Consider the following 15,330-nt stretch of genomic DNA (forward strand, 5'->3'; position numbering starts at 1 on the left):
TGTGCCTCATGGAATTTCTCAATCTCTCCTGTGATCCCTCACGACTCCAGTTGTGCCTGATCGGTGGCGGCCAGGAGGCTGTCGCGCTGGCCGAGCGTTTCGCCGGTCTCGGTGCAGACCTGTGTGTCTACGGCGATGCCCGCATGCCGATGCTGGAGACCCTGTGTGGTCGTGAAGGTTGGGAGGTTGCCGATACCCTGTTGCCCGTGCCGGCCCCCGGCCAGCTATGGTTGGTCGCCACCGGCAGCGAAGGACGTGATCGCGGCATCCTGCGTCATGCGCGCGAGCAGCACGTGATGGTGTTCGCGCCGAGCCACCCCCGGGACTCCAGCGTGCGCCTGCCGCCGCGTCTGGTGGCCGGCGAGGCGGTATTGCCCGTGAAGGAGGAGGACCGCTTCACGGGCACGCATGGCCAGGTGGCGTTGGTCAGCGCGGGGCCGGGTGATCCGGAGCTGCTGACGCTCAAGGCGCTGCGCCATCTGCAGCAGGCCGATGTCATCATTCATGATCGCCTGGTCAGTCACGAGATTCTGGCGCTGGCCAAGCCAAAGGCGCGCCGCCTGTACGTCGGCAAGGCGCGCAGCGATCACAGCGTGCCCCAGGAAGGCATCAATCAGGCACTGGTGGATTACGCCCGCGCCGGGCACCGCGTGGTGCGCTTGAAGGGCGGTGACGCCTTCATCTTCGGGCGCGGCGGGGAAGAGCTCGAGACCCTGGCCGGCGCCGGCATCAGTTTCGAGGTGGTACCGGGTATCACGGCGGCTTCCGGTTGCGCGGCTTACGCGGGTATTCCGCTGACCCATCGTGATCACGCCCAGTCGGTGCGCTTCGTCACCGGCCACTTGAAGGATGGCAGCTGTGACCTGGATTGGGAGGTGCTGGCGCGTCCGGCCCAGACGCTGGTCTTCTACATGGGGCTCGGCAGCCTGGGGCTGATCTGCGAGCAGTTGATCGCCCATGGTCTGGCGGCGACCACGCCGATCGCGCTGGTCGAGCAGGGCACTACCGCGCGTCAGCGTGTGCATGTGGCAACGCTGGCGGACATGCCGACGCAGATAGCCGGTCAGGGCCTCAAGCCGCCGACGCTGATCATCGTCGGGGATGTGGTCAAGCTGCACGATTCGCTCAAATGGTTCTCGCCGAATGCCAACAGCAGCCTGGGATGGGAAGATGGCAAGCACCCGACGCCGCTGGCCAATGTGGTATCGGTATAGAGTGATCGTCGCGGAAACGAAGGCGTAGAAACGAAGGCGTAGAAACGAAAAAAGCAGCGCCATGCGCAGTGACAAGACGCCGCCTCGGTAACCCCGGGGCGGCGTCTTGCGTTGTGTCGCTGGTCACGGAAGGGCTGGTGGTCGTTGGCCTGACCATCGTTGGCGCATGGCTGGGCGGCTCTTGGGCCAAGGTCGAGATGACGTGGCATCTGATTGCGCCTATTGTTTCAAGCAATCGTTTGAATTCTGCTGAGCGAAGCCCGTCGTTCATCACGGGGTGAGAGGCAAATCTTTCGCGAAAGCCCTTAGCACATGAGTCAGTGAGGACAGTGATATGGCCAAGTATCAGGCGCCACTCAAGGATGCACGCTTCATTCTCGATGAGGTGTTCGCCGCCGAGCAGGAATGGGCGGGCATGGCAGCCACCGAAGAGGTGAATGTCGAGCTGGCCGAGGCGATTCTCGAGGAAGGTGCGCGCGTGACCCAGGCCGAGCTGCTGCCGCTCAACCTGAGCGGTGACGCCGAGGGCGCGCGCTTCGAGAACGGCCACGTCACGACACCTAAGGGCTTCAAGGAGGCCTATCGGGTACTCGCCGAAGGCGGCTGGATGGGGCTGGGCGGCAATCCTGAATACGGTGGTCAGGGCATGCCCAAGATGCTCACCGTGGCCTTTGAAGAGATGCTCTACGCCACCAATACCAGCTTCGCGCTCTATCCGGCGCTCAATGCCGGTGCCTGTCTGGCGGTGGACAGTCACGCGCCGGAGTCCGTCAAGCAGGTGTTTCTGCCGCGCATGTATGCCGGCGACTGGCTGGGCACCATGTGTCTGACCGAGCCGCATTGCGGCACGGATCTCGGCCTGATTCGTACCCGTGCCGAACCCCTCGAGGACGATGACCCGCTGCTGGGGCTGCCGCGCTATCGCCTCACCGGCACCAAGATCTGGATCACCGGCGGCGAGCACGACATGGTCGACAACATCGTGCATCTGGTGCTGGCCAAGTTGCCGGATGCGCCGCCGGGCACGCGTGGCATCTCGTTGTTTCTGGTCTCCAAGCACCTGCTTGATGCCGACGGCCAGCCGACGACACCGAATGCGGTCAGCTGTGGCTCCATCGAGCACAAGATGGGCATCAAGGGCAGCGCGACCTGCGTGATGAACTTCGACGGCGCCGAAGGCGTGCTGATCGGTGAGCCGCATCAGGGGCTGGCGGCGATGTTCACCATGATGAACTACGAGCGTCTTTCCATCGGTCTGCAGGGGCTGGGGCTGGGCGAGGTGGCCTATCAGAGCGCGATGGACTTCGCCGCCGAGCGCCTGCAGAGCCGGGCACCGACTGGGGCCAAGGTGCCCGACAAGCCGGCCGATCCGATTCTGGTGCATCCTGACGTGCGCCGCATGGCGCTTGAGGTGCGCGTCTGGAACGAGACCGGGCGCGCCTTTGCCGTCTTCGTGGGCCAGCAGCTGGACCGCGTCAAATATCACGCCGATGACGCGGTGAAGGCCGACGCGGATGCGCTGGTGCAATTCATGACGCCGATCGCCAAGGCGCTGTTGACCGATCGTGGCTTCGATGCCACCGTCATGGCGCAGCAGCTCTATGGTGGCAATGGCTACTGCGTGGAGTGGGGCGCCGAGCAGTACGTGCGCGATGCACGCATCGCGATGATCTACGAAGGCACCAACGGCATTCAGGCGATGGATCTGGTCGGGCGCAAGCTCTACCGCAACCGTGGTGCCCATGTGGCGAGCTTTGCCGCCCTGGTGCGAGCCGAGCTTGAGCGTCAGGCCGATGACGCCCAGACCCGCCCGTTCGCCGAGGCCTGCAAGACGGAGCTTGAGCGCCTGGAGCGAGTGTCCGAGCAGTTGCTGACCCGCGCCGATGACAACCCGGAAGAGCTGGGCGCGGCGGCCTGTGACTACCTCAATCTGGCAGGGCTGTGTGTCTACAGCTATCTGTGGCTGCGCATGGCGCGAGCTGCGGCGCATGGGCTGGCGCAAGCAGGTGCCAGCGGTGAGGGCTTCTATCGCCGCAAGCTGGCGCTCGGGGAGTACTTCGTGGCACGCGTGCTGCCGCGCGCCGTCGCCCTGGAAGCCCAGATCAGCGCTGGTGCCGCGCCATTGATGGCCTTCAGCCTCGAGGATTTCGCGCCGGAGCAATGACGCAAGTCACAAGTCACAAGTCACCGTGACCGTCAGTAGCGTCCAATGAAAAGCCCAGCGACCATATCAGGTCGCTGGGCTTTTTGTGTTGTCGGGATCCCTGTCCACCGGGCCGTGTCGGCAAGCTGCATGCTCACAGGCCCGCTCATGACCGCTCGGTCGGCTCATCCTGCTTCAGCAACCAGTCACGCATGGCGGGGAACAGTTCGACCAGCACGAACAGTGGACCGATCAGCAGCTGACGCAGGTCATCGAGGAAGGCCGGTTTGCGGCCCTCGATACGATGGCCGACGACCTGACCGATCCAGGCGACCACGAAGGCTGCCAGCATCATCGGTGTCACCGGCCAGTTGAGCCCGAGCATCACGAACATCAGCGCCAGGCTTGCCAGGGCCCAGACGGCCATCACGCCAAGCACCTTGAGAGAGAAGCGCGCATAGACGGCCAGGACCGCGAGGGTGATCACGCCACCGGGCAGTATCCACAGACCCAGCCCCGGTTCGCTCGATAGCCCCTGCCCCCGAGTAGTCTCCACAGCAGAATCAAGCTGGCAGTGAAGACGACCGGCACGCAGACAAGATGCATGCGGATGTTCTCACGATGCTGATGACTGGCCGCGTAGCGTATTGCCACGCTGCCAGCCTGTGTCAACACGGAGCTGACTATCGAGTCCGGCGTTTTTCAGGCGTGAAACAAGTGGCCCTGGCCCTTCAGAGGTGAAACTGACCGCAGGCTTCCGGCTGATGCAGGATGGCTTCCAGGCGGATGATGTCGCTCTGGCCATCTTCCCGGGGCAGCGTGATCTGCTCGCCAACCGCCATTCCCAGCAGCGCGATGCCCAGCGGCGACATGATGCACAGTGCCAGTGAGGTCTCTTGCTCTTCAGGTTGTGGCAGGTGGCTGCACAGGGGCATGCACTCACCATCCTCCGGGGTCGGATAGTGCAGTGTCAGCTCGCTATCGCCGGAGCGAGACCCCTTGAGGCGCAGGCGGCTACGCATGCTGACGCGGTCTTCGGGGAAGTCATCGGGGGGCACGATCTCTGCCTGGGTCAGGCGGCTTTCGAGGCGAAGGGACAGCTCATCATCATGTTGCTGAGCGTCGATCAGGCGCTGGAGGCGGTCAGCATCCAGGCGGTTGATGATCAGTCGTTGCCGAGTCATCGTGGGGTTCCTTGTTATCGAGTCACTGCGCGATATCATGCGCAGCAAGACGGCGCCAATCCTGGCTTGGTCAATGCGGAGAGACGGACAGGGAATCCATCGGCCGTGATGTCCATGGATTGTCCGCTAATTCATCCTAGCGGCTTTTGACGGGGTGCGGGAGTCGTCTGATACCGACACCTTTCATGGCGCTGTTACCCAAGGCTGCCAATCTCACACGAGACTCATCGATGTCGATTCTCTGGATATATCCGCTGGCGGCGCTCGCCGAGATCGCTGGCTGCTTCAGTTTCTGGGCCTGGTGGAAACTGGAGCGCAGTCCCGGCTGGCTGATTCCCGGCATGCTCAGCCTGGCGCTGTTCGCCTGGCTGCTTTCACTGGTCGACGTCAGTCACGCCGGGCGCGCCTTTGCCGTCTATGGCGGTGTCTATATCGCCGCGTCAGTGGCCTGGCTGTGGCTGGTCGAGCAGCAGTTGCCCAGTCGCTGGGACCTGCTGGGGACACTGGTCTGCCTGGCGGGCAGCGCCATCATCGTGCTGGGCGCCCGTGCGCAATGAGCGCAAATGGCTTGTTTATTAGTATTTTATTAAATATGTCGGGCGTTGAGCATGAGAGCGCTCATTGTTGGGTATACTGCGCCAGGATGAGGCAATGACCCTCGGGATTCGATCTGACGCAATGAGGCACCAGCATGCAGTGGGAATGGTTATGGGGGCTGGGCGGCCTTGGCATCGGCGGTTTCATCGGCTTCTGGCTCGGTCGCTGGCGGCCGCGCAGAGAGGAATGGAATCAGGCCGTGCAACCACTGCGATCGGCATTGGTGGAGGCGGAGCCAGACGTTGCGCGTGGTGAGCGGCTGGCACTTGATCCCTCGCTGCTCGACGCCTTTCGCCAGGTGGCCTCGCGTCGCGAGTTCTATCGCTTCACCAGCGGGATCGAATACGTGAACCTGCAGCTCGCCGCGGCGCATGCCGCGCATCATGACCGTGAAGAGCGCCAGCTGTTGCTGGATCAGGCGCGTGTCAGCCTGGCCAACCTGCAGGACAGCCTGAGACGACGCTGAGGTTCGTCGAGACGCACGAATGCCGCACCGCGGATCGTCCGGAGGGCGCAAGGCAGAGGAACGCAGAGCAGGAGAGCGTAGAGCAGGTTGTTTGCAAGGAAGGCTGACGCAGAGTGCGGGCGTGAAACGGATATGGCAACCGACAGGAAGTCACTGACAATGATGATGGGTGCAGAAGGCGTCAGATGACACGACGCATGCACGACAGGTAAAAGCGGGAGGGCTTGCTGACTGCGCGAGGCAGCTGGGGAGCATCAACAAAGGCTTGCTGATGGTGCGGAAGGGGGGACTCGAACCCCCACACCTTGCGGCACCAGAACCTAAATCTGGCGTGTCTACCAATTCCACCACTTCCGCGAGAAGCAGGGCTGCATTTTACCTGTGATGCCTTTCAAGTCAATCGCTTGTGTCGATTATCCCCTGAAATTCCCCGCCTTGTGCTGTGCCTTCAGCGCCTCACTCCTGTACGACATGCACGCTGCGTGATTCCAGCCCGCAGGGCAGTTGCAGATAGCTGGCGGCGCGCTCGGCGGCGTGGCGTGTATTGGAGAGGTCTTCATCGCACATCCATGGCACGACCCCCAGGCAGGGAGCTCGCAGCGTGCGTGACAACGTCGCCATGTTGTCTTCGCTCACCTCGATATCCGCTTCCAGATGGTTGATGACGTAGCCGGCGATTTCCAGCCCATCGCGCTCGATGGCCTCAAGTGTCAGGCGCGCATGATTGATGCAGCCCAGGCGTAGCCCGACGACCAGAATCACCGGCAAGCCCAGCTCGATGGCCAGGTCCGAGAAGTCCTCATCGTCACTCAGCGGTACCCGCCAGCCGCCAGCGCCCTCCACCAGTAGCAGGTCGCGCGGTGCGCTTGTTCGCTGGTCCCGCACATGCGCGGCGATTTTCGCCACCTCGAGACTGACTCCTACCTGACGTGCGGCAATGTGCGGCGCGATGGCCGGCGCAAAGCGCCAGGGGTTGATGCTTTCATAATCCGCTTCCGGTTCGCACTGCGCCTGCAATGACAGGGCGTCGGCGTTGACCAGACCATCGTGATTCTCGAAGCAGTCAGAGGCCACGGGCTTGAGGCCCAGCGTGGTCAGGCCGCGCAGGCGAGCGCGTGCCAGCAGGGCGCTGGCGATGAAGGTCTTGCCGATTTCGGTATCGGTGCCGGTCACGAAGGCGGCGATGCCATGTTCGGCTCGCGCAGGCGGAGCAGTGTCCCCTGACGAGCTGTCCGCGGTTTTCATATCAGTTTTCATTGTATCCGAGCGAGGCAGGTAATTGCCTTCAAGCAAAGTGTCAGTGTTATCCGTACGCAATTATGATCGGTTTTTCGAGCTCAAGTTCAATGACTTGATAGCTTACAGGCAATCCCTTCGCGGTACGCAAGGTTTCATGCCGCGCCTTGGCCTGCTGTACCTCGGCACGTGTCAGGCGCCGGCCACTGGCGGTCTGTGCCCCGATGCCCTTGATCGAGGCCATGACCGCAGCGACATCGGGATAGTGAAATACCCGCGGGCGTAACTGCCAGTGGCAGCGCAACCCGGCGGCTTGGGCATGGCGTGCAAGGTGGGCGGCGCTGGGGAAGTGACGCACGGAATCATCTGCGCGCTGCCAGGCGTGGCGTACTTCCTTGAGGGTGCCGGGCCCCAGGGTGTTGATGTGCGCTCGAGCGCCGGGTTTCAAGGTGCGTGACAGTTCCGCGAGCCATTGCCGAGGGCTGTCGCACCATTGCACGGCGAGGCTCGAGAACACCAGGTCCAGACTCGCATCGGCCAGTGGCAGGCGCTCGGCATCGGCGCGTAGCCAGTGCAGACGTTCCGGGCTGCCAATCGCAAGCTCGCTTGTCTGGCGTGCGGCTTCACGCAGCATCTCAAGCGAGAGATCCAGTCCCATGCAGCAAGCCCCGGAGTAGCGCTGCGCCAGTTCGAGGGTCCAATGTCCGGGCCCACAACCGAGATCGAGCACACGCGCGGCGGCCGGCAGCCGCTCAGGGAGCGAGGCGAACAGGGTGGCCGCCATGGCGTGCTGCGCCTGCGCCAGTGTGAGGTAGTCGGCAGCGCCGCGATCAAAGGCGCGGGCAACCTGCTGACGGCTCGTGGTAGGCGTAAATGTTGGCGTGAGCGGTGGCGTTGCAGGCTTTGCAGGCGGCATGCTGACGGCAATCGACATCTCAGGCCTCCTCGCTGATGCGCGTGGCGTGGTGGGTGGCGAGGCCCATGCGTGTGAGCAGGGCATCGGCAAGCGCCTCGGTCGCACTCAATGGCAGGCAGTGGCCGCCCTCGAATTCCTCAACCCTCTGACCCTGCGCGCGCAGCGCCGCACTCAGGCCCGGTGCCAGTAGCGGGTCCTGCTTGCCGAGCCAGAACTCGAGCGGTAGCTCTGATTGAGGCGCCAGCGACATCTGACGGCTAGCCAGTTCCGACAGTCCTGCCGCGAGCACCGCTTCGCGACTGACTGGGTGACGACCGATCAGTTCGCGCAAGTGTCTGAGGCAGTCACGTGCAGAGGCCTCACCACTGGCCTGCCAGCGCAGAAAGTGTTGCCAGCTGGCGGCAGGGTTGCGCGCGAAGGCTGCGCGGAAGTCCTCCAGCACCTCAGGTGCCAAGGCGGGGAGCGTCTGCTCCGCTGCGGCCTGATCGATGAAGCTTGGCCCCATCGCCAGCGAGACAAGGGCGGCCGGCGCTTGCTCTCTCGCCAGCGCCTCGGCCCGCAGGGCGCCCAGCGACCAGCCCAGCCACAGGGTATCGGCGCCGCCCAGTGAGGCTTGCGAGGTAGTCGGTTCTGAGCCTGCCCGTGACTCGGCCTGCGGACCTTCTTCTGGCCAGTCCGGCGTGATGACCTCCAGCGGGCGACTCTCTGTCTGATCATCTGCCCCGTCATTTGCCTCATCATCCGTTTCAGTGACGTGAGCGAGGCGTGCGTGCAGGCAGGTGATCAAGGGCTGCCAGATGCGCGCATCGATGCCCCAGCCGCTGAACAGCACCAGACGAGTCAGCGTCATGGCGTGACTCCTTCTGAGCTGATGGTTGGGGAGACGGAGCGGGGCTGGGCCTTTTCCGCTGTCAGTACCGCTTCGAGAGCCTCAAGCAGTTCCGCGATATCTTCGGCCGTGTGCTCGGCGGAGAAGGTGAAGCGCAGGCGCGAGCTGCCGGCGGGCACCGTGGGTGGACGGATGGCCGAGACCAGTACGCCGCGTTCGCGCAGTGCCGCGCTCCAGGCCAAGGCCCGCGCTTCGCTGCCCAGAATCAGCGGCTGAATCGGGGTCAGCGGAATGGAGGGTGAATCATTGATGTCGGCTGGCGACAGCCCGAGCGCGAGACCACTGCCCGCCAGCAGATGCGTGCAACCCTCACGGAACTGCTGCACACGCGCCTGCAATCGCTCACGGCGCTGCGGCTCGCCCGCGACGATTTCCAGCGCCGCCAGGCTAGCGGCGGCGACATGTGGCGGTTGCGCGGTGGTGTAGATGTAGGGGCGTGCCAGCTGGATCAGGCTCTCGATCAGCGCATCGCTGCCGGCGACGAAGGCGCCGCTGCTGCCGAGCGCCTTGCCCAGGGTGCCGACCAATACCGGCACGTCAGCCAGCGGGGTATCGCGCCCGACCAGTCCTTCGCCATGCTCGCCCAGCACGCCCAGTCCGTGGGCATCGTCGATCATCAGCCAGGCGCCGTGCCGGGCGCAGGCCTGGCTCAGGCCCGCGATATCGGCGCAGTCGCCATCCATGCTGAACACGCCATCGCTGATCACCAGCTTGTCATCGGCCCGGGAGCGCGCCAGCTGGCGCTCGAGGTCTTCAAGATCGCGATGGTGGAAGCGACGCGAGCGTACGGCAGTGGTGCCGGAGGACGCCAGGCGTGCGCCGTCGAGGAGGCTGGCGTGATTGAGGCGATCATGGAAGATCTCGAGGCTGCGACCGGCCTCGCGCGAGGCACTCGCCAGCGCATCGATCACGCCCAGATTGGCCATGAAGCCGGTGGAGAACAGCAGCGCGCGTGGTCGCCCGGTCAGCTCGGCCAGGCGAGCCTCCAGCTGGTGGTGAGCGCGCTGGTGGCCATTGACCAGGTGAGCGCTGCCGCTGCCGACACCGAAGTCACGCGCCGCGCGACAGCCGGCTTCGACTAGCGCCGGGTGGTTGGCCAGCCCTAGATAGTCGTTGGCGGTGAAGTTGAGCAGCGGGCGCGGCTCTGCATCGGCTACCTGCCCGGCGAGGCTGACGTGGGGCCCCTGTGGCGAATCCAGCGTCAGGCGCCGGCGATAGCGGCCGACCCGCTCACGCTGAGTGAGCAGGTCCTCCAGATGCGTGAAGCTTGCGCTGGATCGGGAGTTGGAGCGCGCGCTGATGGGCGTTTCGGTGGCCACGAGCGATCAGACCACCAGGCCGCAGGGCTTGCGTTCGCGCACCAGGCCTTCGCTGCTGGCGGGCGTCGCCTCGCGCGTGGCGTCATAGAACAGGCTGCCCTCGACATTGGCGCGTGCCTTTTCTTCCATGGCGGCCTTCAGGGCGGCCTCGCGCACTTCGTCACTGGCGACTTCCTGGCGGGTCTCCGGGTGCAGGCCGAGGCGCTCGAACAGCTCGCGGTCACGGTTGGCCTGCGGGTTGCCGGTGGTCAGCAGGCGCTCGCCATAGAAGATGGAGTTGGCGCCGGCGAGGAAGGCCAGTGCCTGGGTGGAATCGTCCATCTGCTCGCGGCCGGCGGACAGGCGCACGTGACTCTTCGGCATCATGATGCGTGCCACGGCGATGGCGCGGATGAACTCGATGGGATCGAGGTCATCGACATTCTCCAGCGGCGTGCCCGCCACCTTGACCAGCATGTTGATCGGCACCGATTCCGGCTGCGGCTCCAGATTGGCCAGCTGACGCAACAGGCCGGCACGGTCGGTGGTGGTCTCGCCCATGCCGAGGATGCCGCCGGAGCACACCTTCATGCCGGCTTCGCGCACGCTGGCCAAGGTATCCAGGCGCTCGCTGTAGCTGCGCGTGGTGATGATCTCGCCGTAGTATTCCGGTGAGGTGTCCAGATTATGGTTGTAGTAGTCGAGGCCGGCATCCGCGAGCTTCCTGGCCTGATCGGTATCGACCATCCCCAGCGTCATGCAGGTCTCGAGTCCCAGTGACTTCACCTGACGCACCATCTCGGTGACCACCTCGAGGTCACGCTCACGTGGGCTCTTCCAGGCCGCGCCCATGCAGAAGCGGCTGGCGCCGGCGTCCTTGGCGGCGCGTGCCTGTTCAACCACCTTCTCGATCTCCATCAGCTTTTCCTTGCCCAGGCCAGTGTTGTAATGGCCGGACTGCGGGCAGTACTTGCAGTCCTCCGGGCAGGCGCCGGTCTTGATGGACAGCAGGGTGGAGACCTGCACCGCATTCGGGTCGAAGTGCTGACGGTGCACCTGCTGGGCACGGAACAGCAGGTCATTGAAGGGCAGGGCGAACAGCGCCTCGATTTCCGCGACGCTCCAGTCATGGCGTACCACGCTGTCATCGCCAGGCGCAGGGATATTCGTGGCTTGTGTGGTCACGCGGGAGGCTTCTACGGTCATGAGCTTGAGGTCCTTCATCAGGCGGGCAGAGCGAGAGCGCGCTGGGCCGTTCATCCGTGGGTGAGTACGGGAGTCGGCAGCCGAGCTGGCAAGTGGCCAGTCAACGCATCGAGTAAAGTCAGGTTAACTGAGATGATAGAGTTTCCGCAGGCGCTGTCAACGATGAGAACTTTGCTGGTTGACCACTGGCAACTGTCGCGACCCTGTGCCTTCTGTCAACGTCAGCTGACGACGGCCATGCCCGGCGTGACCGAACGGCATAGCGCTTCAGTTTCACCTCCCCAGTCATTTTTCTCTCTAAAGACTGGTTCGCCTGATAAGCGAGAGCTGTCATCGCGCCGCGAGTGGTGCGACGCCTGCGAGGCGAGCATCGCGCGCAATCAGCATGCCTGTCCGCGCTGTGCTGAGCCTGTGGCCTCACTGGCCTTGAGTCAGCAGCCCTGTGCGCGGTGCCTGTCGTCACCGCCTGCCTTTGCACGCTGCTTTGCGCCGCTGCGTTATGAAGGGTTGCTGGCGGGGCTGTTCCAGCGCTACAAGGACCAGCATCAGCGCCGCGCCGGGCGACTGCTTCGCCAACTCATGCAGCGGGAGTTGACGCACTTCTGCCGCGACTGGCTTCAGGCGCACCCCTGCGGGGCAGTGCTGCTGGTGCCGGCTGACGCCTATCGTCGTCGCCAGCGCGGCCATGATGCGCTGGCGGAGCTGTGTCGCGGGCTGACACCGGTCATCGCCGGCCATCAGCGCGATATGGCGCGGGTGCGCGACAGACGCATGCCGCACGAGGCGTCTGTCGCGGTGGCCATGGCAGCGCCGGATCAGCGCCTGCGGGATAGGCGCGGGCGTCTGAAAGCGCAGCGTGGGCGTTATGACATTGACGGCCTGTTGTCCGAGCACGTGCTGCTGATCGATGACGTCATGACCAGTGGTGCGACGCTCGACAGTCTCGCTCAGGCCTGCCTGCGAGCCGGTGCGCGTGAGGTCGATGCCTGCGTGCTGGCGCGGACTCCGCTGTCCACGCGCGGGGTGCTGTGACCTGCAAACGCGACATGAAGGTGATCCGCACGACATGTGCCGCCAGGGCTCAACCTCCAAGCGGGCGTTGAACTCAGCGGGCAGGCGGGGTCAATCAGGCAGAAGACTGGCGTGCAGAGGGGCTAATCTCATAGCATGCAAGGTCCGGCAGCCGTTTGCTGGTCCATGCCCGAGGAGTTGCCATGCCTATTGATCCTGTTTCCCCCGATGACACGCAATCTTTTGGCACCTCGCGCGAGTTGGATGCGCGCTCCAATGGCAACACCTGGTCGACGACATCCGCGCCAGAGGGCCATGGAGACACGCGTTTTCATCCTTTCGATGCTCTCGCGCCGGACCGTGTCGTGGCCGCTGTCGAATCGCTGGGCTTCTGGTTGCCCGGCGAGCCGTTCGCGTTGAACAGTTACGAGAATCGTGTCTACCATCTCGCCGATGATGACCGACGCCGCTGGGTGGCCAAGTTCTATCGCCCCGAGCGCTGGAGCCGTGCCCAGATTCTCGAGGAGCACGCCTTCCTGGCCGAGCTGGATGAGGCCGGTGTGCCGGGCGCCCCCGCGTGGGCGAACGAAGCCGGCGAGACGCTGCATCGGTTCGAAGGCTTCGACTTCGCTCTCTTCCCGCATGTTGTGGGGCGCGCGCCGGAGCTCGAATCTGCCGAGCACCTCTATCAGTTGGGTGAGCTGATCGGCCGCGTGCACGCAGTGGGGCGCAAGAGCGCGTTTCGCGAGCGGGAGACGCTCTCGCCGCTGCGGATTCTGGAAGAGAGCTGCGCCAGCGTGCTGGCCTCTGACTGGCTGAGTGAGCGCCAGCGCTACAGCTACCAGCGCGTCATCGAGGCTTTGCGCCCGTTGATTGCGGAGCAGAGCTGGCCGGAAAGCGCCCTGATCCGTACCCACGGCGACTGCCACATCGGCAACATGCTGGGGCGTGATGACAGCTTCGCGCTGGTCGACTTCGATGACTGCCTGAGCGCCCCGGCGGTGCAGGACCTGTGGATGCTGTTGACCGGTCAGAGCGACCCGGAGCTGCACATGCAGCTGTCCGAGGTGCTGGAGGGCTACGAGCAGCATTGTGAGTTCAATCGCAGCGAGCTCAAGTGGGTCGAGACCCTGCGCACACTGCGCATGGTGCGTCACAGCGCCTGGGTGGTGCGGCGCTGGTCGGACCCCGCCTTCCCGCAGGCCTTCTCCCACGTGGCGAGCCTGGGCTACTGGGACGACCACATTCGCAGCCTGGAACAGCAGCGCGTCGCGCTGTCTGCGCCGCGTTGGCTGGCCTAGCGATCGCGACATGGCCTGGTAGTCGTGACAAGAGCTGGCAGTCGTGACATGACCTGAAGGTCGTCGCGAGGCTTGAGCCCCATTGGCGAAGTGAGTGACACCGTCCCTTCATGCGCCCCCATCGGTTACCGATGGGGGCGCATGTGTTGCACGGATACGACAATCGTGTGAACAGACCTGCGTTGACGGCACGCCTGAGGTAGAATCTGGCCCTGACATTGAACACGAAGTTATACGATTTCTTGCCATCTGATCGCTTTTGTATGACTTTTGTGCTTTACCCCTGCTGTGCGTGCGCTCGTACGCGCCCCTGACCGATACCATAGGCAGACGGATGACCGAAGAGATTGCCAACCACTACCGCCAGATCATCACCTCGTTGGGTGAGGATCCAGAGCGTGAGGGCCTGCTGGATACGCCCAAGCGCGCGGCCAAGGCCATGCAGTACCTGACTCATGGCTATCAACAGTCGTTGGAGGAGATCGTCAACGGCGCTGTCTTCACCTCCGAGACGGACGAGATGGTGCTGGTCAAGGACATCGAGCTTTATTCGATGTGCGAGCATCACCTGCTGCCGTTCATCGGCAAGTGCCACATCGCCTATCTGCCGTCTGGCAAGGTGCTCGGTCTGTCCAAGTTCGCGCGTATCGTCGACATGTATTCGCGTCGCATGCAGATTCAGGAAAACCTCACCAAACAGATCGCCGAGGCCGTTCAGCAGGTCACCGGTGCACGTGGTGTGGCCGTCGTGGTCGAAGCGCGTCACATGTGCATGATGATGCGTGGGGTGGAAAAGCAGAATTCCAGCATGAAGACCTCCGTGATGCTGGGCGCCTTCCGCGACAATCAGCCGACTCGCCAGGAATTCCTGACGCTGGTCAGCTGACAGCAGAGTGATGACGCCGCCTTTCGAGGCGGCGTTGTTGTATTGGAGTCATCTCGCGCGTTTCCCTGTTCAGGAGTTCCTGCCGATGCCGATGCATGCCTTGCACGATGAACATCTCGATCACGACCTCGCCACCATTCGCATCAAGAATCTGCGCCTGAGAACCTATATCGGGATCAATGAAGACGAGATCCAGAACCGCCAGGATGTCGTGATCAACGTGGTGATCCGCTATCGCGCGGCACGCGCCGTGCAGTTCAATCACATCAGTGAAGCGCTCAATTACCGCACCATCACCAAGCAGTTGATCCGTCATGTCGAGGAAGGGCGCTTCGCGCTGCTCGAGCGCATGACCCGTGAGGTACTGGATATCGTGATGGCGCATGAACAGGTGCTGACGGCGCAGGTCGAGATCGACAAGCCGCATGCCTTGCGCTTCTCGGACTCGGTGTCCGTCACCCTGTCGGACAGTCGCGAAGCGCATGATTAGTCGGCCCGTGCAGGCGTTGAGAAGCTCAGGCGTCGAGAAAGTCAGGTGTCGAGAAGCCCACATATCGAGAAAGTCATGCGCGTAAGCCAGGAGAGTCGGGAGACATGACGTGATCGGGGAAATCATCCATTTCGATGATGCAGAACAACAAGGCACCATTCGGGACGAGAAGGGCGGTGAGCACGCCTTCGATCTGGTCGGCTGGCGCGGGCGAGGTCTGCCGGGACCGGGAGTGGCCGTCGATTTCGAGGTGCGCGACGGGCGTGCAGTGCAGGTCTTCAATGCGCGTATCAAGCAGCAGAAGGCGCGTCGAGTCGTCTCGATGCCGCCCGAGAGCGAGTCCCCCGGGGCCACATCCAACGCTGCCAGGTCGGCGCTGCGCAAGCGCAGGTGGCTCGTCGGGCTGGCCATCGTGGTACTCGTACTGGCAGGGTTGTGGATCTAGCACCATGCCCGCATCTAAGCTATATCAGGTTAGTCTTGAGTAGTCCGG

The 15,330-nt window shown here is 63.7% G+C and carries 16 protein-coding genes and 1 tRNA gene; 9 read left to right on the top strand and 8 right to left on the bottom strand.

Annotated elements, in window-relative coordinates; genetic code table 11:
- Positions 1 to 8 precede the first annotated feature (8 nt).
- A complete protein-coding gene (gene cobA, locus NH396_RS06630; protein WP_306424386.1) occupies positions 9 to 1,214 on the top strand; it encodes a uroporphyrinogen-III C-methyltransferase in 1,206 nt (401 codons plus the stop codon).
- A gap of 334 nt (positions 1,215 to 1,548) precedes the next feature.
- Positions 1,549 to 3,378, top strand: a complete 1,830-nt coding sequence (locus NH396_RS06635) for an acyl-CoA dehydrogenase C-terminal domain-containing protein (RefSeq protein WP_253062371.1) — start codon at positions 1,549 to 1,551, stop codon at positions 3,376 to 3,378.
- Positions 3,379 to 3,523: 145 nt separating this feature from the next.
- On the opposite strand, the gene NH396_RS17155 is transcribed toward NH396_RS06635, so the two are convergent.
- Positions 3,524 to 3,913, bottom strand: coding sequence for an Mpo1-like protein (locus NH396_RS17155; protein ID WP_253062373.1), 390 nt, complete (start codon positions 3,911 to 3,913; stop codon positions 3,524 to 3,526).
- A gap of 175 nt (positions 3,914 to 4,088) precedes the next feature.
- Positions 4,089 to 4,541, bottom strand: coding sequence for a nucleoside diphosphate kinase regulator (locus NH396_RS06645; RefSeq protein WP_253062375.1), 453 nt, complete (start codon positions 4,539 to 4,541; stop codon positions 4,089 to 4,091).
- Between the two features lie 230 nt (positions 4,542 to 4,771).
- Between NH396_RS06645 and NH396_RS06650 the strand changes: the two genes are divergently transcribed.
- The gene (locus NH396_RS06650) at positions 4,772 to 5,098 is read left to right on the top strand and encodes a YnfA family protein (protein WP_043332424.1); all 327 of its coding nucleotides are present in this window, start codon (positions 4,772 to 4,774) and stop codon (positions 5,096 to 5,098) included.
- Positions 5,099 to 5,232: 134 nt separating this feature from the next.
- Complete coding sequence (locus NH396_RS06655; RefSeq protein ID WP_216059739.1) at positions 5,233 to 5,604, top strand: hypothetical protein; 372 nt, start codon at positions 5,233 to 5,235, stop codon at positions 5,602 to 5,604.
- A 272-nt stretch (positions 5,605 to 5,876) separates the two neighbouring features.
- Here NH396_RS06655 and NH396_RS06660 read toward each other — a convergent pair.
- The 6 genes from NH396_RS06660 to bioB form a co-directional block, all read right to left on the bottom strand.
- Positions 5,877 to 5,961, bottom strand: a tRNA-Leu gene (locus NH396_RS06660).
- 99 nt (positions 5,962 to 6,060) lie between these two features.
- Entirely contained in the window at positions 6,061 to 6,849 is a 789-nt protein-coding gene (gene bioD, locus NH396_RS06665) for a dethiobiotin synthase (RefSeq protein ID WP_253062386.1), read from the bottom strand.
- 58 nt (positions 6,850 to 6,907) lie between these two features.
- On the bottom strand, positions 6,908 to 7,774 hold the full coding sequence (locus tag NH396_RS06670; RefSeq protein ID WP_253062388.1) for a methyltransferase domain-containing protein: 867 nt from the start codon (positions 7,772 to 7,774) through the stop codon (positions 6,908 to 6,910).
- A gap of 1 nt (position 7,775) precedes the next feature.
- Entirely contained in the window at positions 7,776 to 8,606 is an 831-nt protein-coding gene (locus NH396_RS06675) for an alpha/beta fold hydrolase (RefSeq protein ID WP_253062390.1), read from the bottom strand.
- Positions 8,603 to 9,964, bottom strand: coding sequence for an 8-amino-7-oxononanoate synthase (locus tag NH396_RS06680; protein ID WP_253062392.1), 1,362 nt, complete (start codon positions 9,962 to 9,964; stop codon positions 8,603 to 8,605). The genes NH396_RS06675 and NH396_RS06680 overlap by 4 nt, the downstream gene beginning before the upstream one ends.
- Before the next feature lie 6 nt (positions 9,965 to 9,970).
- Positions 9,971 to 11,149: a biotin synthase BioB gene (gene bioB / locus NH396_RS06685; RefSeq protein ID WP_253062394.1), complete on the bottom strand. Its 1,179-nt coding sequence runs from the start codon at positions 11,147 to 11,149 to the stop codon at positions 9,971 to 9,973.
- Positions 11,150 to 11,575: 426 nt separating this feature from the next.
- Between bioB and NH396_RS06690 the strand changes: the two genes are divergently transcribed.
- The 5 genes from NH396_RS06690 to NH396_RS06710 all read left to right on the top strand — a co-directional run bounded on the left by NH396_RS06690 (position 11,576) and on the right by NH396_RS06710 (position 15,282).
- Complete coding sequence (locus NH396_RS06690; protein ID WP_253062396.1) at positions 11,576 to 12,181, top strand: phosphoribosyltransferase family protein; 606 nt, start codon at positions 11,576 to 11,578, stop codon at positions 12,179 to 12,181.
- Between the two features lie 182 nt (positions 12,182 to 12,363).
- Entirely contained in the window at positions 12,364 to 13,461 is a 1,098-nt protein-coding gene (locus tag NH396_RS06695) for a serine/threonine protein kinase (protein ID WP_253062408.1), read from the top strand.
- Between the two features lie 334 nt (positions 13,462 to 13,795).
- Positions 13,796 to 14,347 carry a GTP cyclohydrolase I FolE gene (gene folE, locus NH396_RS06700; RefSeq protein WP_176676363.1) on the top strand — a complete coding sequence of 184 codons (552 nt, stop codon included), beginning with the start codon at positions 13,796 to 13,798 and terminating at the stop codon, positions 14,345 to 14,347.
- A gap of 85 nt (positions 14,348 to 14,432) precedes the next feature.
- Positions 14,433 to 14,837 (top strand): dihydroneopterin triphosphate 2'-epimerase, encoded by a 405-nt coding sequence (gene folX, locus NH396_RS06705; RefSeq protein ID WP_175088383.1) that lies wholly within the window; start codon positions 14,433 to 14,435, stop codon positions 14,835 to 14,837.
- 109 nt (positions 14,838 to 14,946) lie between these two features.
- Positions 14,947 to 15,282, top strand: a complete 336-nt coding sequence (locus NH396_RS06710; RefSeq protein WP_253062410.1) for a hypothetical protein — start codon at positions 14,947 to 14,949, stop codon at positions 15,280 to 15,282.
- The last annotated feature ends 48 nt before the right edge of the window (positions 15,283 to 15,330 follow it).

The sequence above is a fragment of the Cobetia sp. Dlab-2-AX genome (assembly GCF_024124625.1).
GTDB lineage: Bacteria > Pseudomonadota > Gammaproteobacteria > Pseudomonadales > Halomonadaceae > Cobetia.